19 protein-coding genes and 2 tRNA genes are annotated in these 23286 nt (G+C 64.9%); 7 read left to right on the forward strand and 14 right to left on the reverse strand.

Annotated features, from left to right (window positions below):
• Positions 1-220 precede the first annotated feature (220 nt).
• Both J2W68_RS00925 and uvrB read right to left on the reverse strand, forming a co-directional pair.
• Positions 221-295: transfer RNA gene (locus tag J2W68_RS00925), tRNA-Val, on the reverse strand.
• Between the two features lie 57 nt (positions 296-352).
• Positions 353-2386, reverse strand: coding sequence for an excinuclease ABC subunit UvrB (gene uvrB / locus J2W68_RS00930; protein ID WP_310231750.1), 2034 nt, complete (start codon positions 2384-2386; stop codon positions 353-355).
• A gap of 318 nt (positions 2387-2704) precedes the next feature.
• Here uvrB and J2W68_RS00935 point away from each other — a divergent pair, with 318 nt between their 5' ends.
• Positions 2705-3253, forward strand: coding sequence for a GspH/FimT family pseudopilin (locus J2W68_RS00935; RefSeq protein ID WP_310231753.1), 549 nt, complete (start codon positions 2705-2707; stop codon positions 3251-3253).
• A gap of 69 nt (positions 3254-3322) precedes the next feature.
• Positions 3323-3399 (forward strand) — tRNA-Asn (locus J2W68_RS00940).
• A 74-nt stretch (positions 3400-3473) separates the two neighbouring features.
• On the opposite strand, the gene J2W68_RS00945 is transcribed toward J2W68_RS00940, so the two are convergent.
• The 6 genes from J2W68_RS00945 to J2W68_RS00970 are packed head-to-tail and all read right to left on the reverse strand — an operon-like array spanning position 3474 to position 9882.
• Positions 3474-3890: a type IV pilin protein gene (locus J2W68_RS00945; RefSeq protein ID WP_310231756.1), complete on the reverse strand. Its 417-nt coding sequence runs from the start codon at positions 3888-3890 to the stop codon at positions 3474-3476.
• Between the two features lie 2 nt (positions 3891-3892).
• Entirely contained in the window at positions 3893-7444 is a 3552-nt protein-coding gene (locus J2W68_RS00950) for a PilC/PilY family type IV pilus protein (protein WP_310231759.1), read from the reverse strand.
• A gap of 2 nt (positions 7445-7446) precedes the next feature.
• Positions 7447-8004, reverse strand: coding sequence for a pilus assembly PilX family protein (locus tag J2W68_RS00955; RefSeq protein ID WP_310231762.1), 558 nt, complete (start codon positions 8002-8004; stop codon positions 7447-7449).
• On the reverse strand, positions 8001-8867 hold the full coding sequence (locus J2W68_RS00960; protein ID WP_430539640.1) for a PilW family protein: 867 nt from the start codon (positions 8865-8867) through the stop codon (positions 8001-8003). The genes J2W68_RS00955 and J2W68_RS00960 overlap by 4 nt, the downstream gene beginning before the upstream one ends.
• Positions 8864-9337 (reverse strand): type IV pilus modification protein PilV, encoded by a 474-nt coding sequence (gene pilV / locus J2W68_RS00965; protein ID WP_430539655.1) that lies wholly within the window; start codon positions 9335-9337, stop codon positions 8864-8866. Before pilV ends, J2W68_RS00960 begins: the two co-directional genes overlap by 4 nt.
• A gap of 11 nt (positions 9338-9348) precedes the next feature.
• Entirely contained in the window at positions 9349-9882 is a 534-nt protein-coding gene (locus J2W68_RS00970; RefSeq protein ID WP_310231772.1) for a GspH/FimT family pseudopilin, read from the reverse strand.
• A gap of 162 nt (positions 9883-10044) precedes the next feature.
• Here J2W68_RS00970 and J2W68_RS00975 point away from each other — a divergent pair, with 162 nt between their 5' ends.
• On the forward strand, positions 10045-11073 hold the full coding sequence (locus tag J2W68_RS00975) for a sensor histidine kinase (protein ID WP_310231773.1): 1029 nt from the start codon (positions 10045-10047) through the stop codon (positions 11071-11073).
• A gap of 46 nt (positions 11074-11119) precedes the next feature.
• On the opposite strand, the gene ppnN is transcribed toward J2W68_RS00975, so the two are convergent.
• The 5 genes from ppnN to grxD form a co-directional block, all read right to left on the reverse strand.
• Entirely contained in the window at positions 11120-12508 is a 1389-nt protein-coding gene (gene ppnN, locus J2W68_RS00980) for a nucleotide 5'-monophosphate nucleosidase PpnN (protein ID WP_310231777.1), read from the reverse strand.
• A gap of 106 nt (positions 12509-12614) precedes the next feature.
• The gene (locus J2W68_RS00985; RefSeq protein WP_310231779.1) at positions 12615-15833 is read right to left on the reverse strand and encodes a TonB-dependent receptor; all 3219 of its coding nucleotides are present in this window, start codon (positions 15831-15833) and stop codon (positions 12615-12617) included.
• 256 nt (positions 15834-16089) lie between these two features.
• A complete protein-coding gene (locus J2W68_RS00990; protein WP_232114615.1) occupies positions 16090-16692 on the reverse strand; it encodes a YhgN family NAAT transporter in 603 nt (200 codons plus the stop codon).
• On the reverse strand, positions 16689-17444 hold the full coding sequence (locus J2W68_RS00995; protein WP_310231782.1) for an SDR family NAD(P)-dependent oxidoreductase: 756 nt from the start codon (positions 17442-17444) through the stop codon (positions 16689-16691). The genes J2W68_RS00990 and J2W68_RS00995 overlap by 4 nt, the downstream gene beginning before the upstream one ends.
• Positions 17441-17761 (reverse strand): Grx4 family monothiol glutaredoxin, encoded by a 321-nt coding sequence (grxD, locus tag J2W68_RS01000; RefSeq protein WP_310231785.1) that lies wholly within the window; start codon positions 17759-17761, stop codon positions 17441-17443. The genes J2W68_RS00995 and grxD overlap by 4 nt, the downstream gene beginning before the upstream one ends.
• A gap of 107 nt (positions 17762-17868) precedes the next feature.
• Here grxD and J2W68_RS01005 point away from each other — a divergent pair, with 107 nt between their 5' ends.
• The 4 genes from J2W68_RS01005 (at position 17869) to J2W68_RS01020 (ending at position 21998) form a co-directional block, all read left to right on the forward strand.
• On the forward strand, positions 17869-18456 hold the full coding sequence (locus J2W68_RS01005) for a Fe-Mn family superoxide dismutase (protein ID WP_310231787.1): 588 nt from the start codon (positions 17869-17871) through the stop codon (positions 18454-18456).
• Between the two features lie 238 nt (positions 18457-18694).
• Positions 18695-19666: an aldo/keto reductase gene (locus J2W68_RS01010; RefSeq protein WP_310231790.1), complete on the forward strand. Its 972-nt coding sequence runs from the start codon at positions 18695-18697 to the stop codon at positions 19664-19666.
• A gap of 12 nt (positions 19667-19678) precedes the next feature.
• Complete coding sequence (locus tag J2W68_RS01015; RefSeq protein WP_310231793.1) at positions 19679-20995, forward strand: NTP/NDP exchange transporter; 1317 nt, start codon at positions 19679-19681, stop codon at positions 20993-20995.
• A gap of 64 nt (positions 20996-21059) precedes the next feature.
• Positions 21060-21998, forward strand: coding sequence for a DMT family transporter (locus J2W68_RS01020; RefSeq protein ID WP_310231795.1), 939 nt, complete (start codon positions 21060-21062; stop codon positions 21996-21998).
• A gap of 168 nt (positions 21999-22166) precedes the next feature.
• On the opposite strand, the gene J2W68_RS01025 is transcribed toward J2W68_RS01020, so the two are convergent.
• Positions 22167-23237: a sensor domain-containing diguanylate cyclase gene (locus J2W68_RS01025; protein ID WP_310231798.1), complete on the reverse strand. Its 1071-nt coding sequence runs from the start codon at positions 23235-23237 to the stop codon at positions 22167-22169.
• Between the last annotated feature and the right edge of the window lie 49 nt (positions 23238-23286).

Genomic DNA, 23286 nt, shown 5'->3' on the forward strand with positions numbered 1-23286 from the left:
CACGCATCACGTACCCGGATCCGTCGAGCCATGATGTCGACGCCGCAACGGCTCGCTGCACGAGACACGAGAATGCGACCGGTGTGCGGTCAACGCGAATGCAGGAGAATTGGGGACTAACGGGCGCTCAGCCGGTCTACTTCCACATCGGCACGGGGAGGTTCAACACCCGTGCCGGATCTTCGATGCCACCTGCGCCTGTTGTCTCAGGGATGCAAGGTGGTGGGCGGTACAGGGTTCGAACCTGTGACCCCTACCATGTCAAGGTAGTGCTCTACCGCTGAGCTAACCGCCCGAAGGGTGCGAATCATACACCGGATTCGCGCGTTGTCGAATACCCGCGCGCAAATTTCTACCGGACCAGGCTGGCGTCCTTGATCTGCCGGATCTGGTCGCGGATCCGGCCCGCGGCTTCGAACTCCAGATCGCGGGCGTGCTGGTACATCTGCTGCTCCAGCGCCTTCAGCCGCGATGCGAGCTTCTCCGGCGACAGCGCCGCGTAATCCTCGGCCGGCTCGGCGACCTTGCGGCTCTTGCCCCGCCCTTTCTTCTCGAGCTCGGGCTCGGCGCGCGCGCCTTCCATGATGTCCACGATCGCGCGCGCCACCGATTTGGGCGTAATCCCGTGCTCGGTGTTGTACTCGACCTGCTTGGCCCGGCGACGGTCGGTCTCGTCGAGTGCCATCTGCATCGAATTGGTGATGCGGTCGGCGTAGAGGATCGCCTTGCCGCGCAGGTTGCGCGCGGCGCGGCCGATGGTCTGGATCAGCGAGCCGCCCGAGCGCAGGAAGCCTTCCTTGTCGGCATCGAGGATCGCCACCAGCGAGACCTCGGGCATGTCCAGCCCCTCGCGCAGCAGGTTGATGCCGACCAGCACGTCGAACTTGCCCAGACGCAGGTCGCGGATGATCTCCACGCGCTCGACGGTGTCGATGTCCGAGTGCAGATAACGCACCTTGACGTCGTGCTCGCCGAGGTACTCGGTGAGGTTTTCGGCCATGCGTTTGGTCAGCACCGTGATCAGCACGCGATCGCCCATCGACACCCGCTCGCGGATTTCGCCGAGCACATCATCGACCTGGCTCGCGACAGGGCGGATCTCGACCTCCGGGTCGATCAGGCCGGTCGGGCGCACCACCAGTTCGGTGATCTGACCTTCGGATTTCTCCAGTTCGTACTTGCCAGGCGTGGCCGACACGAAGATCGCGCGCGGCGCGCGTCCTTCCCACTCCTCGAACTTCAGCGGCCGGTTGTCCATCGCCGACGGCAGCCGGAAGCCGAAGTTCACCAGCGTCTCCTTGCGCGCGCGGTCGCCCTTGTACATCGCGCCGATCTGCGGAACGGTCACGTGCGACTCGTCGACGACCAGCAGCGCGTCCGGCGGCAGATAGTCGAACAGGCACGGCGGCGCTTCGCCCGGCATGCGCCCGGTCAGATGACGCGAGTAGTTCTCCACGCCGTTGCAGTAGCCGACCTCGGCCATCATTTCGAGATCGAACTGGGTGCGCTGCTGCAGCCGCTGCGCCTCGAGCAGCTTGCCCTCGGCATAGAACTGCTCGAGCCGCGGGGGCAACTCGGCCTTGATCGCGTTGATCGCCTCGTGCGTGGTGCGGCGCGTGGTGACGTAGTGCGACTTCGGATAGATGGTGTAGCGCGGCAGGGTGCGCTTGGTCTCGCCGGTGAGCGGATCGAACTGGGTAATGCGCTCGATCTCGCCGTCGAACAACTCGATCCGCAGTGCATCCATCTCCGATTCCGCCGGATGGATGTCGATGACCTCACCGCGCACGCGGTACGTACCGCGCCGCAGTTCGGTGTCGTTGCGGCTGTACTGCATCTCGGTCAGGCGGCGGATCAGCTCCCGCTGGTCAATGCGCTCACCGCGCACCATGTGCAGCACCATCCGGAAATACTCGTTCGGATCGCCCAGACCGTAGATCGCCGACACCGAGCAGACGACGATCGCATCGCGCCGCTCGAGCAGTGCCTTCGTCGCGGACAGCCGCATCTGCTCGATGTGCTCGTTCACCGAGCTGTCCTTCTCGATGTACGTATCCGACGACGGTACGTAGGCCTCGGGCTGGTAGTAGTCGTAATAGCTGACGAAGTACTCGACCGCGTTGTGCGGAAAGAACGACTTGAACTCGCCATAGAGCTGCGCCGCCAGCGTCTTGTTCGGCGCCATCACCAGCGTCGGCTTCTGCACCCGCTGGATCACGTTGGCGATCGTGTAGGTCTTGCCCGAGCCGGTGACACCGAGCAGCGTCTGGTGCGCCAGCCCGGCGTCGAAGCCGTCGACCAGCTTTTCGATCGCCTGCGGCTGATCACCCGCCGGCTGGTAGGGCGAGACGAGCTGGAACGCGGCGGGGTGGATGACGTCGTTCATGGCGGGCAGGCGATTCTGGGAAGCACGAAAGATGGGGACTGGCCCGCCGAACGGCAACCGCTCGACAGGCCCGTTCTGCGCCCTCACCCACCGGACAGGCGCTAGACGAAACGGCCCACGACCGCAGTGGGGACTTTCCGACCGCGACCACGGGAATCCGCCGGCTGCTCAGAACTGTACGCAGGAGGACGCTGAACGTCCTGCAGGATCGCAGGGAGCAGGTGCAGGAGACGAGACGGCAGGATGCGAACGGCAACGTAGAGCCGCTTGCAGCCAGTCGCCTCGCGACCTGCCGCGACAGGACAAGGATGTCCTTCCATGCGTCAGTACCAAAGCCAACGCCCCCCGCACCGGACGCGCCCACAAGCGCGCAGGCTGCATGGCGCCACGCTGATCGAACTCGCGGCCGTGCTCGCGATCGTCGTGACACTGTCAGCCCTCGCACTTCCGCCGCTTGCGGAACTCACGCATCAGCGCCGCGCCGACGCAACTGTCAGCGCCCTTCGTGCGGACCTGACGTTGGCCAGAACAACGGCCATCATGCTGGGTCGGTCCGTGACCGTATGCGGTCGGACTTCCACCAACCAGTGCGCGCCCGATCTCGACTGGAGCCAGGGCTGGCTGGTTGTCTCTGGGCCTCCCGCCGAAGCGGGGCCGGAGGACATCGTACGTATCGGGGCGCTGCTTGATGATGGCTTGAGTCTGCACTCGAACCGCAAGCGCCTGAGATACAGGAATGACGGCACCAGCCCCGGCACCAACCAGACGATCCGGGTCTGCGTGGCCGGTCGCCAACGGGCCGCGCTGGTCATCAACAACGCCGGACGTCCCAGAAGCTCCCGAACCGTCCCTCACATTGCATGTTGAGACCCCGCAGCGGCGCGGCAAACAAAGGACGCTTGACGTGGACCCGGCAGCCATTAGAATAGCGCCCTCGCCCGAATAGCTCAGCTGGTTAGAGCACTTGACTGTTAATCAGGGGGTCGTTGGTTCGAGTCCAACTTCGGGCGCCAGATTGAACAAAAAGGCCGCGACTCTGTCGCGGCCTTTTTGTTTTCAGCAGATGCAGGGCCAGTGCGACGAGGAACTACCAGCACCCCGCAGTAGTCGGGGTCTTCGCCCCCTGGTGATTGATCGTCAACGTGCCGCACGTGTCGGAATGTTGCGGAACGGCCTGCAGCGTATAGCTCCTTATGTCCACCTCACTCTGCGACACCACGTAGTGCGGCGCAGTGGAGCTGTCGCAGGTGAAGTTGCCCGGCGATCCGATGTAGGTCAGATTCGCCGTGTAGAAGCGCTCCATTTGCTGCGCGGCCTGCATCAGGCAGGCGGTTCCGCCCGCCCGGCGCCCCTTGAGCACATGTTCGTGGTAACTCGGGAACGCGATCGCGGCGATGATGCCGATGATGGCCACGACCACCATCAGCTCAATCAGGGAAAAGCCGGCCTGTCCGCGCGTACTACGAGGCAGCAACGTCGAGCCTGTGTCCATTCTGTTGATCATCTTCAATCCCTCCGGACTTCGCGCCAGGAGACTCGCTCCCAACGCGGGCTGACAGTACCCACCGAACCGATATTCGAGCCGGCGCTACCGCCGGCAGCCAACAGGCCACGCATCAGATTCGGCAGGGTCGGCATGCCCACTCCGAGATTGACCGAGCCGACGGGCAAGCCGTTGTTCACCGGATTGTCCGGGTCGACTATGGGACCAAGATCAAAATAGGACCCCGAGCCGCTGGTCCCGGTGAATGCGCTGAGCGCATTGATGAAGCCGGTGCCGCCCGCGTCACAGGCATTGCCGCTGGGCAGCATGCTCGCGGTGACCAGCATGCCCGATACAACCTGGGCATCCTGCACGATCCGCTCGCCCTGCGGAAGGTTGATAAACCAGCCCTTCTTGTCGGCGGGAATCGGGGCGCTCACTTCGAACGCGCGGGACGGATAGCCGTCTACGGTCGCACTGGTCACCGCAATCGTGCGCTGAACCAGATCCGCGCTGGTCAGCGTGGCTGTATCTTCGGCGAAACCATACATGCCCTGCGTCGCCTGACTACCAACACTGTCGGGATCGGCGTCAGACACGGTGAGATAGCGACCAGTGCCGAAGAACACCCAGCGCTTGCGTGTCTTGGGGTCGATGGATATAGCAACCCGCCCGCTGATCGGCCGGCTCGTACCGGCTGCAAACAGCTTGCTCACTGTCCACGCCGTCGCCGATCCGTTGCTCAGATCGAACTTCCAGACGTTGCCGAGCATGTCGCCCGCGTAGACGTAGGACAGCGTCCTGCCATCGGCGCCGTATACGCCGGTTGGTGCCGAGAGACCATTGGGCTGTGCTGCCGAGCCTACGCCGGTATCGATCTCTCGGATGACGTCGCCGGTTTCCGCATCCAACACAATGAGCACCGCCCGATTGTTGGCACTGTTCACGCCGTTGGACACCACCACCGCCGGCTTCACGGTGGTAGCCGAATTCCGCACGCGCGCGACGATAGGCTGGGACATCACCAGCCCCATGTTTGCAGTGTTGCTCTCCCACAGCACGTTGCTGGCCGAGAACGAATCGGGATCGGTCACATCAAGCGCGTACATGCCCCGGCCACCCTTGCCGAGACTGCCGAACAACAGGTTTTTGTCGGGCGTGATCTGACGGTTGCTGACGGTCACCGGGCCGTCCACGAGAAACTTGTGCACGTAATCGCCGCGGCTCAGCGTGGCCATGTTGCCGATGTTGACGATTCCAGGAACGAAGGCGAACAGCTCCCGGCCATTCGCGGCATCAAACGCATGCAGCATGCCGTCGTTCGCGGCTACATACAGGGTATCGGTGTCACGCACATAGGCTGGCGACGAACCGACGATGTCGCCCAGCAGGCTTTCGCGGACCCGCAACTGTCCAACGTTCGGCCCTTCTCTGGTCCTGTCGCCCTTCAGATAGCTCGCATTGTCCGCCCCCGACACCGGGTAATTCGCGATGCCTCCGGTCCGCTCCAGTGCCGTCTCCTGCGCGGTTGTGGGGAATGTCGCGCCCTGCGTGCCGTCGAAGGTGAACACGTTGCGCTGCGCCAATGCCGGAATTGACGAGGTCCAGATGGCGTCGGCGGACACGCCACTGCTGGACACCGCTTTGGCCGTGACCTGGCCGGTCCATACGCCCGACACATAGCTGGCATTGAAGACCCTCGCACCCGCTTCAAGGGAAACCGAATTGGCGGCGACATTACTGAAGGAACTGCTGCGCTCGGAGATGGCCGCAAGCGTCGAGCGCAGACCTGCCGTGAACTGCTCGGGATTGGAAGCAGAGACGAAGCCGCCGCGCCCGTTAACAGCCGCATGCAGCAAATCGTCGATCTTCGCAGCATCACTCGCGCCCGGGTCGGGCCAGGAGGCGTTGGCGGGTACGTCAGACACTGCCGACCAGCCGGTACTGCCCGACAGTCCGATTGAAATTCCGAATGTCACCATGTGTTGCCAGAACGCCGGATTCGCCGAGGTCGTCGCGACGTTGTTGACCATCCAAGTTTCCGGACGCAAGTCGCGCTTCCAGTAGTACATGGCCACGTCAGCCAGGGTATTGGAGTGGTCATCGCTATAAGGCGAGACCGCTGCATAGCGATAGCTCTGACCGTTCGGACCGGTGATCGTCGTGCCCGCAGTGCCGTCCGCGTTGGAACGGGATGGGCTCGGTCGCGTGGTCCAGTAGCCATCGGTCGTCAGGATCGCGAAGTTCTGGCGACAGGTAAATTGTTCTGCGCCACTCTCTGGGCCATACGGACCACTGCTACCGGTTTGACTGAAATACTCACCGGCAGTGTTCAGCGCCGTGCCCAGCGGGGTACCGCTGGTGCGGGCGGTCGCGTTGTGGAGACGCTGAAACCAGGTACTGCGCGAAGTGGTCGCCGGGCTGACGTTGTCGACGAAACGGCCGTCATTGCCGTCGCCCACGGGAATATTGAAGTTGCTGAGGCCGTTGATCGAGTGATAGCCGACACGCACGCGGCTATCGAGGGTGGTAAACGCATCGCTTGCGCCGGCCTTCGCCGCCTTGGCGCGGGTGCGGTGATAGGAATACCAGGTCGCGAAGTTTCTCAACTCTTCCGCCTGGGTACGCCCCGTGGGCGTCGCGACTGACACCGCCGAGGAGTAGGTGATCACGGTCATCGAGGCGTTCTGAACATTACTCCAACCAACATTTGCGACCCGGAACCGCCAAGCCCCCTGCGCAGGGTTCTGGATAACGATACTCTCCGTACTGCCGGACTCGTTGCTTCTCGCGGTGTAGGCGACTAAGTCCGGCGCGGTTGTGCCTTGTCGGGCATAAACGTCAAGATTTCCTCCAGCGACTGGCTGGCCCGCAACATGCACTTCGAGGCGCACAGTCCCCGCGGGGACACTGAAGCTAAGTGTGTTCCCCCAAGAAAGGGCATTCACCGTCTGGCTCGCACTGGCGCCGCCGTTCACCGCGCTGGTCACTACCTGCGTGGTGCCAGAATTTGTCCGGATCCAATAGCGGTTGAAATTCGCGAATGCGGTCGTGGCCGCAGCCCCCTCCTTGGGGACGTAAAACACCGACTCCTCGTTGTTGCGCAAATCACGCGTGCCGCGGTCATCATTGGCGAACTCCCAATCGAACCACGCTGCGCTGGGGTCCTGCCCGCCGGTCATGCGCGCACCATTGGCTTGCATCCATGGCTCGTAAGTCACGTTCGGGTTGTAGTAGATGGTGTTGTGGCGGTACGAGCGGTCCGCCGGCCGGTCCAGCATCTTGGTGGTATCGCAACCCGTGGTGCCATCATTGTTGTTGCCGGCAACGAATGCACGATCACTCGCGCATGCCGGCATGATCGTCGAGGCCATCGAGCCGGACGTATCCAGGATAAACAGGATATTGGGGGCGACCCGGGCTTCAGTGGTCAGGGGCGCGTCCGGAATGGGAAACGCTGCATTGACAGGCTGTGCAAGCAGCACAACCAGACACGCCACCGGCGCGGCCCACCAGGACCGACGCAGGCCGGGCCGGAATTCGCGCATGCGTAAAGACGTGTTCTCGTTCTTCATGATCAAATTCCCAAGTCCGGAAGACGGCTCATCACGCTCGCCTGGATGACGACATCGGCGCGACCTTCGGAGCGGCTACGTGCGGTGATGCGATAGATCGGGTTCACGCAATTGATGTCGCTCACGTCCTCGGGTCCCACAACATCGCAGCCGCCGGGGATCGCAGGCCCGGTCCCGATGTATTCGATCCAGTATTCGGGCGCAGCTTCCAGCCCGGCATTCGCAAAGTTATAGGACGCCAATGGAACTTCCTTCCAGGCCGCGGCAGCATCGGTGGGGCACACACCATCCGCAGTGCAGGCCGCACCGGGCGCTGGTGGAGTGATGTCCCATGCCGCACCACCCAGCACATCTGCTTGCGCATAGCGCAGCGCCGCTTCGGCGGCCTGGAAAGCAAGGCTGCGGTCGCGGACGTTGGCACTCATGCGCTCCTGCATCATCGCGCTGCGGAGGATGGCGATGCCGAGCAAGGCAGTAATGACTAGCAGGATCATCACGACCACCAAGGAAATGCCGCCCTGACGCCGCCCGGACGCAGCACGGGATTGGGAGACGGTCATAGGGTCCTCGCACGTACGTTGACGACACTGGAGGCAGTGCGGGACACGGCTTGCCCATCCACAGGCGCGCCAGCGAGGGTGATCTGCACATGCACTGCGTCGATATTCCCCGCCGTCGGCGCCGCTGTGTATGCACCTCCCACAGAGCGATACTGGAAGGCAATTGCGTTGACGCCTTCGACGACTTCCTCATTGCTCCCGCCTTCACGGGACACCCACAGCGATGAGGTCCCACGCGTGTTGCCAGCGACGAACCACCTGGCATTGCGGAACCGCGCCACCGCCACCGTGGCCAATCCGGCAAACTCATCCGAGCCGATGTCGTAGCCACCCGGCAACGCATCGTGGGTAATGTCGAGACCGCTGACAGCGGTAGCGTCGACGATGAAGCTCTTGCGGGCGTTGCACAGCAATAGCGTGTCGCCGACGGCGAAGGCATTGGTAGCGTCATCGCCATCCACCTGGCCCGCCTCCAGCGTGAGGGTTGTGGCGGACGCGCTGGCGATGCGGTAGGCGCTGTCCTCTGCGGATGTCACGGTAAGCGAAACCGCGTCGCCAGCCACGGGCGTGTCGCGGAACGCCTGCTCGGCGCCGCTGCCCCCCGTCAATTCCGAGGCGTTCGAGCAGGCGCTCCCGCCTGCAGCGCGGATGTCGCGCGCAATGAGTTCAAGGCCGACCCGCGCGCCTTCCTGGACGCGGTTGAGCCCTTCATTCGCGGTGTAACTCTGCTGGTTGGACAGGAATACCGCGAAGGCGGCCCCCACCACGATCAGTCCAAGCACCATCGCGATCATGACCTCGACCAGCGACATGCCTCCCTGTGACGCGAGACGTCTCACCCTCGCGCGATCGCTGCCGGTCATATCCGAGTCCTCGTGACAATTTGTCGATTCGCGCCCCCACCGGCGCGCTGGTCGTCCCACCGCACGGTGATCGTGCAATCCAGGGGGCAACGTTCGATAGTCCCGCAGGTCGTCGTATCCGCAGCCACGGCGCCTCCGATCGATGTCTTAAGATCGATCATCCACTGACTGATGTCGCGCTCTGCGCGCGTCCCGCTGGCGCCCGGCACGGCGCAAAGCTGACCGACGTTGTAGCTGGCGGCGGCCGCCGCGTTCGAACGGATCGCCTCCAGAATCGAGTTCGTCTGCGCTACCGCCATGCTGCTCTCAAAGGAACTTTGACCACCGCGAAGTGCAGTAGCCTGCAACGCGGCGGTGCCGAGCAGACCGACTCCGAGAACGACCACCGCGACCAGCACTTCGATCAGGCTCACGCCCCGCTGTCTCAGTGCGGCATCGATATGCCTGCGTCGCCGTGGCTTGTTTCGCATGACGCCCTCCTTCATGGACATGCACCCGCGCCATTGGCGCGTGTAGTGACGGGACTGCCGCTCAACACGACAGCCACGACACGTTGGTTGTTTGCCGGATTGGTCGTCGGCACGCACACCGTGAGCTGGGCTTGGCTGACCACCAGTCCGGACGGCCTGAACACGATCCTGCCTGCGGGTCCGCTGACCTGGGCGTTGCCGGGTGCGGTGCCATCGAGCACGACGTCCGTGCCGCCGGACGTGTTGTCAGGCGCCTGCACGATCCAGCGCGACCAGTCGGCGGAGTCCGAACAGGTTGCACCGTCTCCGCTGGCGCACAGCGTCACCCGCGCATTCCTCCGAACGGCCTCGCTGCGGGCGAGCTGGACGGCGGAGACGACTTCGCCGCTCAGGCCTGAAATTCTGGAATTGTTGATCAGGCCGGTCATCGCAGGCACCGCAACCACAGTGAGAATCCCGATGACCGCTACCGTCACCATCAGCTCGACCAGCGTGAACCCCGCCGCGCCGCCGCGGCCACTCGGCCCGCGCACGCTCCCCTTCATGCACCCCATATCGCCACCCCGGATTTGCAGATCGCACCATAGGCATCAGCGGAACTGCAGCCAAGCCCCCGCCGACCGGCGGCATGGCGGGACGGACCAGCGGCGGGCGCGGTATCGAGGCCGACTGGTGCACGATAGCGACCTGTCTCACTGGAGCCGCACATGTCCGCAATCGCCCAGCGCGAGCACCCCGTCGAGGCATTACTCCGCCCCAAGGCGCTCGTGGTGACCGTGCTGGCAAGCGAGGCGCTCGCCGTGGTCCTGAGCCTGACGCACCCGCTGGATGCAGACTGGCCCGTCCGCCTCGGACTGTTGTCGCTGTCCCTGCTGTGGATCACCATCACCGCGCTCTGCGGGCTGGCGCTGTGTCGCCCGCTGCTGCGTCGCCTGCCGACGACTGCATTCCCATGGCTTGCGCTCACCCTGCTCGTGCTCGCCACCGGCGCAGTCGCCCATACGGGATGGACGCTCACGCGGAGCGCTTCGGTATCGGACGATGGCTACAGCATGTTCATGCTGCGCGCCATCGCCACCGCGCTCGTGGTGGGCATGCTGGCGCTGCTGATCTATCAGAACTACCTGCAGGGTCGCGAGGCCGCGATCGGCCACAAGGAGGCAGAACTTGCCGTCCTGCGGGCTCGCGTACAGCCCCACTTCCTGTTCAACACGCTCAACACGGGCATCGCGTTGCTGCACAACCAGCCCGAGCGTGCGGAACGGCTACTGCTGGATCTCTCGGATCTGTTCCGGGCCGCTTTCAGTGGGCCGGCAGTCGGACCCTTGCGTGCGGAGATCGCATTGGCACAACAGTATCTGGCGATCGAATCGCTGCGCTTCGCCGAGCGGCTGGACGTGCAGTGGGTGCTACCCGACGAGGACAGCCCATTGCTGGACACTCAACTGCCCGCGCTGTCGCTCCAGCCGCTGGTCGAGAACGCGATCAAGCACGGCATCGAACCCAGTCTGCTCGGTGGGCGTCTCGAGATCTCCATCGAGCCGCAGGGCGCCCAGGTCCTCGTACGCGTGCGCAATACGATGCCAAACCCGCCCTCGACGTCGTCGCGCGGGCACGGCATCGGGCTGGATGCCGTGCGTGCACGGACCGAATCGTTCGGCGATGGCAGTGGCCGGCTGCAAGCCGGGCCCGACGCCGACGGCAACTTCGTCGCCGTCCTCACGCTGCCGCGCTGACCGCCGCCGCAGACCGATCAGACGACCACGCGTCGAACTCTGCGACTCAGGCCACCACGTCGTAGCAGGGCCTGTAATCCCCCGCGATCTTCATGCGCCGCTGCTCGACGAATGCGCGCAGCAGGGCGTCGAGCGACTGCATGATGTCGCGGTCGCCGTTGATGCGGAACGGGCCAAACTCTTCGACGCGGCGCAGGCCGTCTTCCTTGACGTTGCCGGCGACGATGCCGGAGAACGCGCGGCGCAGGTCGGCGGCAAGTTCGTGCGGGCGGCGACCGTGGTGCAGGTCGAGTGCGGCCATGGCTTCGTGCGTCGGCACGAAGGGCTGCTGGAGATCGAGTGGGATCGACAGCGACCAGTTGAAGTAGAACGAATCCTTGTGCGCCACCCGGTACTCCTTGACCTTGCGGATGCCGGCCGACATGCGGCGCGCGACCTGTTCGGGATCGGCGACGATGATCTCGTAACGCGACGCGGCTTCGTCGCCAAGCGTCAGACGGATGAACTGGTCGATCTGCTCGAAGTAAGGCGCCGACGCGGTCGGACCGGTGAGGATGAAGGGGAACGGGATGTCGCGGTTCTCTTCCTGCAGCAGCAGGCCCAGCAGATAGAGAATTTCTTCCGCCGTGCCGACGCCGCCGGGGAACACGATGATGCCGTGGCCGAGGCGCACGAACGATTCGAGGCGCTTCTCGATGTCCGGCATGATCACCAGTTGGTTCACGATCGGGTTCGGCGACTCGGCCGCGATGATGCCCGGCTCGGTGATGCCGATGTAGCGCGCGGGGTATTGACGCTGCTTGGCATGGGCGACATTGGCGCCCTTCATCGGCCCCTTCATCGCGCCCGGGCCGCAGCCGGTGCAGATGTCCATGCCGCGCAGGCCGAGCTCGTAACCGACCAGCTTGGTGTAGTCGTACTCGACGCGGTTGATGGAGTGACCGCCCCAGCAGACCACCATGTTCGGGTCGCCCGGCTGCAGCAAACGCGCATTTCGCAGCAAGCCGAACACCGCGTTGGTGATGCCGGCCGAGGATTCGAGATCGGTCGCGTACTCGGGACCCAACTCGATCGCGGTGTACGCAAGATCGCGCACGACCGCAAACAGCAGTTCGGCGACGCCGCGGATGATCTGGCCATCGACGAAAGCCATCGCCGGCGCGTTCACCAGCTCGATGCGGATGCCGCGATCCTGCTGCAACACCTGGATGTCGAAATCCGGATACAGCTCCTGCGCAGCGCGTGGATCGTCGGACGCGCTGCCGCTGGTCAGCACCGCGAGTGCGCATCGACGCAGCAGGTCGTGCATGCCGCCGAGCGACGCGTCCTTCAGACGGGCGACTTCGTCACGGGACAGCACATCCAGGCCACCACGCGGATAGACGTAGGCATTCACTGTGGGCAGCGCCGTCGCCGCCCCGATCTCGTTGCTCATTCTTCTTCGCTTTTCGTATGGGTGCGGCACTGTAGCGCAGGACCCCGCACATAAGAAAACGGCCGGGTTTCCCCGGCCGTTTTCAGATTACCGTGACACCGATGGATCAGAACTTGTAGCGGAAGCTGAGCTGTGCGGCCCAGCGGGAAATGCCACGGTCGTCGTAGATGTTGGCAGTGTCCGGGGTATTGAACCGATAGACGTACTTGCCGTCCGCGTCAACGCCGCCGTACTCGACGATGCCCTTCATTGCCGGGAAGCCCACCTCTTCGACACGCCCCCAATCCTTGTTGATCAGATTGCCGACATTGAGGATGTCCAGTGCAATCTCGGCCTTGTTCCCGTTGAAGAAGCCCGGGAATTCCTGCGAGATGCGGATGTCGAACTGGTTGACCCATTCATTGCGTGCAGCATTACGGCCGGCGATCTGGCCCTTGTGCGAACGCAGGTACTCGTCGCCGTCCACGTACGCCCAGAACGCTGCCTCCTCGGCAGCCGAGCCGAACGTGACGTCGCCCGGACCGGTCGGGATGTACAACAGATCGTTGAGACGACCGTCGCCGTTTGCATCGTTGTCGAAGGTGTAGCTGAAGGGACGGCCCGAGCGGCCTTCGTAGAACATCGCCACCGAGGTGTTGTTGTCACCGAAGAACGCACGCTTCCAAGTCAGCGCTGCGGAGAAGCGGTCGCGGATCTCGTAGTTCGAACGCGACGCGACGGCTTCATTCGCCTGAAACACTGCGGTGTTGCCAAGCTGCGAACCCGAGGTGGAACTGGTCAGCGCGCTGACTTCGGTGGCGTAGGTGTAGGTGTAGGCCAGCTGCCACGACCAGTCGCTGTCGTTGAACGGCTTGTTCAACGCAAAGGTGTACTGCTGGCTTTCACCCTCGTCGGTGGGCCTGGCGATGATGACGTTGGTGAAATCCGTGTCGCGATCTGCACGTGCGTTCACACCGGTGCCGACGCCCTGCTGGTTCCAGCTCGCAGGATTGTAGCCAGCCGCGTTCCAGTACAGCAGACGGCCGTCCTGTCCGACCCGGCTCGACGCACCGAGGTTGAGTTCCTGGTAATAAATCGCTTCCTTGACCTGCGTCCAAACGCCTTCAGCCGATGCGACCACACCCCACCACGGAAGCTCGGTATCAAACGCCAGATTGGCCTTCCACACGGCCGGCTGGCCCAGATCGGGATCGATGAAGTCGATGGCCTCAGCGCCACCGGCAGCTGCGCTCGGCGGGCAGGTCAGTCCGTTCTGAGTCACCAGCGCGCACTGGGCAGCCGGATCCGGGCTGAAGCCGACAAAGCCACCCTGCGCTGCCGTACGCAGGTAGTCCACATACGCCTCGCGTCCATAGTTCGAGAAGCCATTCGACAGCCACACGCTTGCCGCCGCGCCCTGGAACAGGCCCACACCGCCGCGCAGCTGCGTCGGCAGGTCGCTGTCGAAGGTGTAATTGAAGCCCACGCGAGGCTGGAACAGGCCGTTGCCGTCAATGGTCTTGCTGTTGTCGAACCCGAACTCTTCGAACGCGCGCGGGTTGTAGAACGGCGAACCGCCGACACGGGGTTCGTCGTAGCGCACGCCAAGGCTCAACGTCAGGTTGTAGTTGATCGCCCAGGAATCCTGCAGGAAGAGGCCCACGTTCTTTAGGCCGAAGATCGCGGCCATGTTGTTCGGATCGCCGGCGCGCGGATAGAACAGCTGGTAGCGGCTCGCAGTGCCCGCTTCAAAATCATCAATGCTGTCGTAGGTGTACACGCCGTTGAGGCGACGGCCATACAGGTTGTAGATGTCGTTGTCTTCGTAATCGAAGCCGAACTTCAGCGTGTGGTCGCCCAGGAACAGGTTGCCGGCGAAGAATGCATTCCAGGTCTTGGTGCCAACCTCGTTGACGTGGGTGTTTTCTTCGGTACCGAGGTTCAGCGTGTTGTCGCCGATGCGCACCGAGATCGCCGGCAGATTGGCCAGCGGCACGCGCGGCACGAAGTAGTCGCGGTACGAAACCTTGAACTCCGTCGAGAAGCGGTCGTTCCAGTCACTGAACAATTGCGCGGTCGAGGTCTCGACCTCGTAGCTCTTGGTGTAGTGGTAGGTATTGAGGGCCAGAGCGCTGTTGGTGAAGCCCTGCAGGTAAGCCTGGTTCTGCTCCGACTTGGCGTAGCGGAAGCTGGCGCGATGGTTGTCGTTGATGTTCCAGTCGATCTTGAGGCCGTATTCCTCAGACTCGGTGTCGAGCGAAGGCAGCACCAGCGAACCGGCATCGAAGCCCCAGGTGTTACGGGCAATGCCGATCACTCGGTCGATGTCGCCCTGCTCGATGCCGACAATATTGCTGGCACCGGAGCCGATCGGGCCGTAGCTGGAGTTGCCGATGAACAGGTTCTTGCCGGTGTACTTCTCGTAGTTGGCGAAGAAGAACAGGCGATCCTTGATGATCGGGCCACCGAAGGTCACCCCGTAGGTGTTCTCGCTGTCGAACAGTACCGGACGCACATCGCTCTGGTTCTTGCCCGACCAATCGTTGTCACGGTAGATACCGTAGACGGTGCCGCCAAAGGTATTCGTGCCCGACTTGGTGACCGCGTTGATCACGCCGCCGACGCCGCCGGAGATGGTGACGTCGTAGTTGGCCACGTCCACGGCGATTTCATCGATGGTGTCCATCGAGAACGGCTGGCGCGGCGCTGCCAGACCGTTGGATTCCAGGCCGAAGGTGTCGCCGCTATTGATGCCGTCGACGCGGATCGCGTTGTAGCGCGGGTTCTGACCGCCGATCGAGATCTCGTTACGGCCCTTGTCGGTCTGCGACACGCGCGGGTCGAGGCGAGCGTAATCCTGCAGCGTACGGCTGATCGAGGGCAGCGATTCGAGCTGGTCACTCGTCACGTTGGTGCCGGTGCCCATCTTGTTGGCGCTGAAGATTTCCGAGCCGCCGCCGATTGCCGTCACCGCCACAGTCTGCAACGTGGTCATGTCACCGGTCAGCGCCGTGTTGACGGTATTGACCTGGTTGAGATTCAGATAAACGTTGTCCTCGGTCCGCGTGCCCTCGCCTGCCTTCGTCACGGTGATCGAGTACGGACCACCCACGCGCAGACCGCGTGCGTTGTAACGACCACTCGCATCAGTCGTGGCGCGGCTGACAGTGCCGGACTCGGTGTGCACGATAGTCACCTCTGCGCCGGTCACCGGGGCGCCGCCTGCGCCTGTCACCTGGCCGCCGACACCGGCGGAGGTGCTCTGCGCGAACGCGGGAGCGGCTGCAAGGGCAACGATCAGGCCGAGCGACAGCTTGGAGAGTCGGGCGCGATGCGAGTGGTTCATGGGTTGTATAGCCTCGATACGTGGAGTGCGGCGCAAGCCGGATGGCGAACGACGATCAGGTCTTGAAACAAGAGTGGGGGCCCCGCCACGGGATGCAGGCGATGCGCCGTGGTTAACAACAGGTTAACACGGTACCCAACGCGCATGACAGTGGCATGACAGCCCACATGCCATGCAACTCACTGACCACATTGATATTTATGACCAGCGCGAGCAATCGGACGTAAGTCCTTGTCGCGCCTCGGTCACGCCGCCCTCACATGGGCGCGAGGCCTGCCCGGAGATAGCTGACGAGCCCGTCCAGCAGCATCTGGACCGAGATCGCGACAAGCAACATGCCCATCAGACGCTCGATCGCGGTCAACGCACGCGCACCAAGCAATTTGTAGAGATAGGTGGCCGAGAACAGGATCGCGGCCGTCGCGCCCCAGGCGATCAGCAGCGCGAGGCTCCACTCGCCGAGCCGGTCGGGCTCGTTGCTGCCCATCAGCATGACCGCGGCCATGCCGGACGGGCCGGCGACCAGCGGGATCGCCATCGGCACGATGAAGGGCTCGCCGTCTGGAATCTCGCCCATCAGGCCTTCCGGCGGCGGGAAGATCATGCGGATGCCGATCAGGAACAGCACGATGCCGCCGGCGATCGCCACCGATTCCTGACGCAGGTGCATGACTTCGAGCGCGTACTTGCCGGCCCACAGGAACAGCATCAGCACGACCAGCGCGATCAGCAGTTCACGGGCCAGCACGATGCGCTGCCGCTGCGGGGTGAGCCGCCGCAGCATGCTCAGGAAGACCGGGATGTTGCCCAGCGGATCCAGGATCAGGAACAGCAGCAATGCGGCCGAGGCGATGGTCATGCGGGCAGCACCGCGCCAGGCGACCAGAGCTGGCCGCGATGCGGCGCACCGGCGGGCGACAACAACGCGACGCAATGGGCCGCGACCTCGACGGGCGAGCGGGCGACGCGGTCTTCCGCCTCGACGTGTGCCTTGGCCCGGAGCGGCGTACGCATCGGCGGCGGCAGTAGCCCACTGACGCGGACCGGCGCATCGCCGAGTTCGGCCTGCAGCATGCCGACCAGAGCCGACAAGCCGGCCTGGGCCAACCCGTAGCCGCCCCAATAGGCACCGGTCGTGCGGGCGGGATCGTCGATCGCGAACACGACCGAACCGTCGCCCGAGCGACGCAACAAGGGCAGGCAGGCCTGGGTCAGCCACCAGCGCGCAGTGAGATTGACGTGCAGCGCGCGGGCAAACGTCGCCGGGTCGGTCAGCTCCAGCGGCGTAAGTCCCTCGAAGGCGGCCGCCACATGCACGATGCCGTCCAGCCGGCCGAACTCCGCATCGATGCGCGCCGCGAGTTCGGCATGGTCATCCGGCGTCGCGCCTTCGAGATCCAGCGGATACAACGCGGGCGCAGCGCCCGCCTTCTGCAACCGGTCGTGCAAGCGGTTGAGCTTCGGCACGCGTCGACCCAGCAGCACCAGTGACGCACCCGCCTCCGCGCAGGCTAGCGATGCAGCCTCACCAAGCCCGCCCGAAGCGCCCACGACGAGCACGACACGCCCGTCCAGTGCGCCGGGCACGCCCGCCGAAGCCGGCACGCTCACGCCTCCAGCACCTCGGCCACCATGCGCGACAGCTCGCCGGATTCGTGCAGTTCGAGGGTGATGTCGCAACCGCCGATCAGTTCGCCATGGATGAACAGCTGCGGGAAGGTCGGCCAGTTCGAGAAGCGTGGCAGATTGGCGCGGATCTCCGGCGTCTCGAGCACGTTGATCGCACGGTAATCCTTCGCGCCGGCTTCGCGTAACGCGGCGACCGTGCGACTGGAAAACCCGCACATCGGAAACTGCGGTGTGCCTTTCATGAACAACACGATGGCATGACCGTCGATTTCGGCCTGGATGTCTTCGAGGATCGACACGCTGACGCTCCCTGTGGACCACGCCGCGGCACTGGACCGGCGGGGATCGGGTTTCGGAATTGGTGCATTCTATCGCGTCGTCGCCACCGACCACCGGACCGCCGTCCATGCCCCTCGAACTCGCCGCCCTGCCCTACGACCGCACCGCGCTGGAGCCGCACCTGTCGGGCGACACGCTCGACCAGCATCACGGTCATCTGCAACGCGGCCACATCGAGCGCCTCAATACCTTGCTGGCCGGCACCGAGCTTGCCGACGCGTCGCTGGAAACCATCGTCCGCAAGGTGCAGGGCGCGGCATTCGATCATGCCGCGCAGGCCTGGAACAACACCTTCTACTGGCACTCGCTCAAGCCGGCCGCGGGTGGGGGTGGCGGTGAACCCAAAGGCCGCCTGGCCGAAGCCATCATCCGTCAGTTCGTTGATTTCGCCGGCTTTCGCGCGCGTTTCGACGCATTGGCGCTGTCGACGTTCGGCGCAGGCTGGGTCTGGCTTCTGCAGCGCCCCGATGGTCGTCTCGCATTGGCCGCGACCGCGAACGCGGCGACGCCGATCACCGGGCAGGACACGCCGCTGCTCGCGGTTTCGTTGTGGGAACACGCCTGGTATCTCGACTATCGCGACAACCGGCAGAAGTATCTCGATGCGTTCTGGCAGTTGGTGAACTGGGAGGCGGTGGCGGCCCGCCTGCGTTGAGCAAGCCCGGGCGAGCTGAACCCCGCAGACACAGTGACTGCTGAGGTCAACGGACACCGGCAACAACAGGCAACAGGGGCGCAGACCACGCATCGGCGGGCGCCAGGCGAACGATCAGATGGCCTTGCGGAGCGTTGCGATGTGCTTCGCGCAATCGCTCGCGTCGCAGGAAAGATGCCGGCCCTGGATGGGAGAACCGCCTATGATCGGAAGCCGACCCGATGCAGGAGTGTCCCCCATGCCGTCCCGTCGCCGTTTTCTCAGCGCCGCGTCCCTCGCCGCCGCCGGCCTAGCGCTGGCTCCACTTGCCGCCTGCAGCCGTGATGCCGCCGCCCCGGCCGCAGCCGCGCCCGCGCCGGCTGCGCCGCCCGCCGCTGCGAATGCCGGCAACCTGATGACTCGCGCCATTCCGTCCACAGGTGAAACCGTGCCCGTGATCGGCGCGGGGACGTCGGGCAGCTACGAGATCGCGCTGGACTCGCCGGATTTCGCGCGCCTGCAGGAGACCATCAAGGTCTTCTTCGACGGCGGCGCGACACTCTTCGACACTTCGCCCAACTACACCAATGCGGATGAGGTGCTCGGCGCCCTGCTCGCCGACGGTGGCTGGCGCGATCGCTGCTTCCTCGCGACCAAGATCGCCGCTGATGACCGCGCCGCGATGGAGGCGCAGTGGGCGCAGAGCCAGCGCCGCCTGCAGACCGATCACGTGGAACTGCTGCAGATCCATAATCTGCGCGCGCTCGACATCGCCTGGCCGTACGCGCAGCAGCTGAAAGAAGCCGGCGCGACGAAGTACATCGGCCTCACCCACTATCTCGAAAGCGGGCACGCCGCCCTGGTCGCCGCGATGCGCGCGCACCGCCCGGATTTCGTGCAGGTCAATTATTCGGTCAATGCACCGCAGGCCGCGCAGACCGTGCTGCCGGTCGCACAGGAACTCGGGATCGCGGTGTTGATCAACCGCGCATTCGACGACGGCAAGCTGTTCGCACGCGTCAGCGACACGGTGCTGCCGGACTGGGCTGCGGAAGTCGGCGTGACGTCCTGGTCGCAGATGTTCCTGAAGTTCGCGATCAGCCATCCGTCGGTGACCGCGGTGATCCCGGCCACCGGCCGTCCCGACCGCCAGGCCGACCAGCTGCGCGCTGGCACGGGCCCCTTGCTGAGCGAGGCGCAGCAGGCCGAGCTCGTCGCGCAGTTCGCCTGACGGCCGGCCACGATGACCACCGGAAAGATCGCGGATGTGTTCAACCTGCGCCGCGGCGAGGGTGCGCCGGTGCTTGTTGCAGGCCTGTTCTTTTTCTGCATCCTGACCGCGTTGATGATGCTGCGGCCGGCACGGGACGCGCTGGGCATGGAACGCGGCCTCGACAGCGTGCGCTGGCTGTTCATCGGTACGGCGGTGGTCACGTTGCTGGTCAATCCGGTGTTCGGCTGGCTCGTCGCGCGCCTGCGGCGGTTGCACTTCATCTCGGCGACCTACGCGTTCTTCGCGCTGAGTCTGGTGGGCTTCTGGGCGCTGCTGATGTTCGCGCCCGGCGCAATCGGCGCGCGCAGTGGGCAGGTGTTCTACGTGTGGTTCAGCGTCTTCAACCTGTTCGTGACGATGGTGTTCTGGGCCCTGCTGGCCGATCGCTTCAGCAGTGATCAGGCCAAGCGCCTGTTCGCACTGATCGCGGTCGGCGGCACGCTCGGCGCGATCTTCGGCCCCTGGCTCGCCGCGCGACTGGCCGAGCCGCTGGGCACGCCGGCGCTGCTGCTGATCGCCGCTGGATTCCTCGGGGTGTCGATCGCGCTGGCCTGTTGGCTGGTGCGGCTGCGCAGCGATGGGCCGCGCGATGCGGCCGTACACGACCCGGACGCGGTGCGCATCGGCGGCAGCGCTCTGGCCGGCATTCGCGCGGTGTTCGCGTCGCGCTATCTGATGGGCATCGCCGGTTACGTGGTGATCATGACCATCGTTGCGACCTTCATCTACTTCACCCGGCTGCAGATGGTGGCCGCTGCGGAAACCGACCTCGACGCGCGCACCGGCCTGCTCGGCAATATCGACATGTGGACCCAGGTCGCGGTGCTGGTGCTGCAGGTCACACTGACCGGTCACATCATCCGCCGGCTCGGACTGGCCTTCGCGCTGGCACTGTTGCCGATCGCGATGGCGGTCGGCTTCATCGGGCTGGCGATCTACGGCTCGTTTCTGGTGCTGATCCTGCTCGAAGCGACGAACAAGGCAATCCAGCGCGGACTGACCCGACCCGCACGCGAAACGCTGTTCACCGTCATCGGCCGCGAGGACAAATACAAGGCCAAGGCCTTCATCGATACCTTCGTCTACCGCGTCGGCGACGTGGTCGGCGCGCAGACCGAGGGCGTGCTCGGGCGGCTGGGGATGGCGCTCGGGGGCCTGGTCAGTGTGGTCGTGCCGCTGGCACTGGTGTGGGCCGCGCTGGGCATCTGGCTGGGCCGGGCGCAGCAACGGCAGGCGGACCTGGAATCGCCCCGCTCGACCACGGACGGAAACACCGCACCGCGCTGACCGGCGTCCGCCCGCAGCGGGCACCGGCGATGGATAATGCGCGCCCTTGCCGGCGCCCTCTCCGATGCAGCCCACGACGAAAGCCCATTGGCAGATCCACTTCTGCGTCCTGCTGTGGGGCTTCACCGCCATCCTCGGCAAGCTGATCACTCTGCCCGCGCTGCCGCTGGTGTGGTGGCGGATGCTGCTGGTCGCCGGCACGCTGATGCTGCTGCCGCGAGTCTGGCGCGGCGTGCGCGCCTTGCCACCGCGTCTGCTGCTCGCCTACGCCGGCGTCGGCGCGCTGGTCGCGCTGCACTGGCTCACCTTCTACGGCGCGGTGAAGCTCGCCAATGCATCGGTCGCGGCGACCTGCATGGCGCTGGCCACGGTGTTCATCGCGCTGATCGAACCGCTGGTCGCGCGCAGCAAATTTTCCTGGCGCGAGCTCGCGCTGGGTATCGCGGTGCTGCCGGGTGTGGCGCTGGTGGTCGGCGGCATTCCGGACGGCATGCGGATCGGTGTCGCGGTCGGCGCGCTGTCGGCGCTGTTCGTCGCCTGCTTCGGTTCGTTGAACAAGCGCCTGGTCGAGCGCGCCGATCCGCTGACCGTCACCGCGCTCGAACTCGGCGCCGGCACGCTGACGCTGACCCTGCTCGCGCCGCTGATGCCACTGCTGTTTCCGGCCTTCGCCGGCAGCCTGCTGACCTTGCCGAGCCTGCACGACGGCGCGTATCTGCTGCTGCTCGCCTTCGCCTGCACCTTGCTGCCGTTCGCACTGTCGTTGGTGGCGCTGCGGTACATGAGCGCGTTCGCCGCGCAGCTGGCGGTGAATCTGGAACCGGTCTACGCGATCGCACTCGCCATCGTGCTGCTCGGCGAACAGCACGAACTCACGCCGCGCTTCTACGCGGGCGTGGCGATCATCCTGGCTGCGGTGCTGGTCTATCCACTGCTGTCGCGGCCGAGACGCATCGCCCACCCAGAGAACCTTGCGGGCGAATCCAAGCAGATCGCGGACTGACCTCCGGCTGCGGGATGACGCGCGGCAGGCGGGCGCGCCGATACGGGCAGAGACACAAATGATGCAAGCGAGAGCAAGAGGCCATCTCGCATACCTGCATCAACGGCCGGCAGCCACGCCGCGAAACGCCACGCCTACACTTTGCGGCGATGCGCGCATGCCACCGACTCAGGGCAGCGCGCAGACGCGATCCCGCCCCTCGTGTTTGGCCTTGTACAGCGCCTGGTCGGCGCGCGCGAGCAGCGAGGATGCGTCCTCGCTGGGCTGTAGCGTCGCCACGCCGATGCTGATCGTCACCGGTAGCCCGGTCGGCATCGCCGCCACCGCTTCGCGCAGGTATTCCGACTCGCGCGCGGCGTCTGTCAGGCCGCGATCCGGCAATAGACGTACGAACTCCTCACCGCCGAACCGCGCCACCCGGCCACGCGCCGCCTCGCCGGTGAGCAACATGGCGCCCAGCGCCTGCAGCACGCGGTCGCCTTCGGCGTGGCCGTGGAGATCGTTGATCGACTTGAAGTGATCAATGTCGACGATCGCCACCGACAACGGCTCACCTGCCGCATGTGCCCGCGTGATCGCCGCCTCGAGCGTGCGCGAGAACGCGCGACGGTTGGCCAGACCGGTCAGCGGATCGGTCGAGGACTGTTCTTCGAGATCCGCGTTCTGGTGTTCGAGTTCCCGCTGATAATGCAGCAGCTGCTGCTCGTACCAGCCGCGTTCTTCCAGCTGCAGACGCAGGGCCCGGCTCACGCTGTGCAGTTCCATCAAGCGCGAAGCCTGCCGCGACAAGGCCTCCAGCGCGATGCGCTGCGGCGTTTCGAGCTGGCGCGGCCGGTCGTCGAGCACGCATACAGTGCCCATCGGCTGACCATTGGACGCACGCATCGGCGCGCCGGCGTAGAAGCGGACCCGCGGACCGCCGACCACAAGCGGGTTGCCGCTGAAGCGCGGATCCTCGCGGGCATCGTTGACCACCATGGTCTCGCTCGGATCGAGGATGGCGTAGGCGCAGAACGCCATCTCACGCGAAGTTCCGCTGCCGTCGATGCCTCGCGCCGCCTTGAACCACTGGCGATCGCGGTCGACCAGCGAGATCACCGCGATCGGCACGTTGCAGATCGCGGCGGCAATCGCCACGAGATCGTCGTAGGCCTCCTCGCGCTGCGTATCGAGAATCCGGTAGGCATCGAGGGTGGCCTGTCGGACATCCTCGTCGGCCGGCATCGGCGGGCGGATCATGGACGCAGGGCGCCTGATCGGATTTGGCTTGCAGCCATCGCTGTGCTCC

This window comes from Luteimonas terrae (assembly GCF_031457535.1).
GTDB classification, from domain to species: Bacteria; Pseudomonadota; Gammaproteobacteria; order Xanthomonadales; family Xanthomonadaceae; genus Luteimonas; species Luteimonas terrae_A.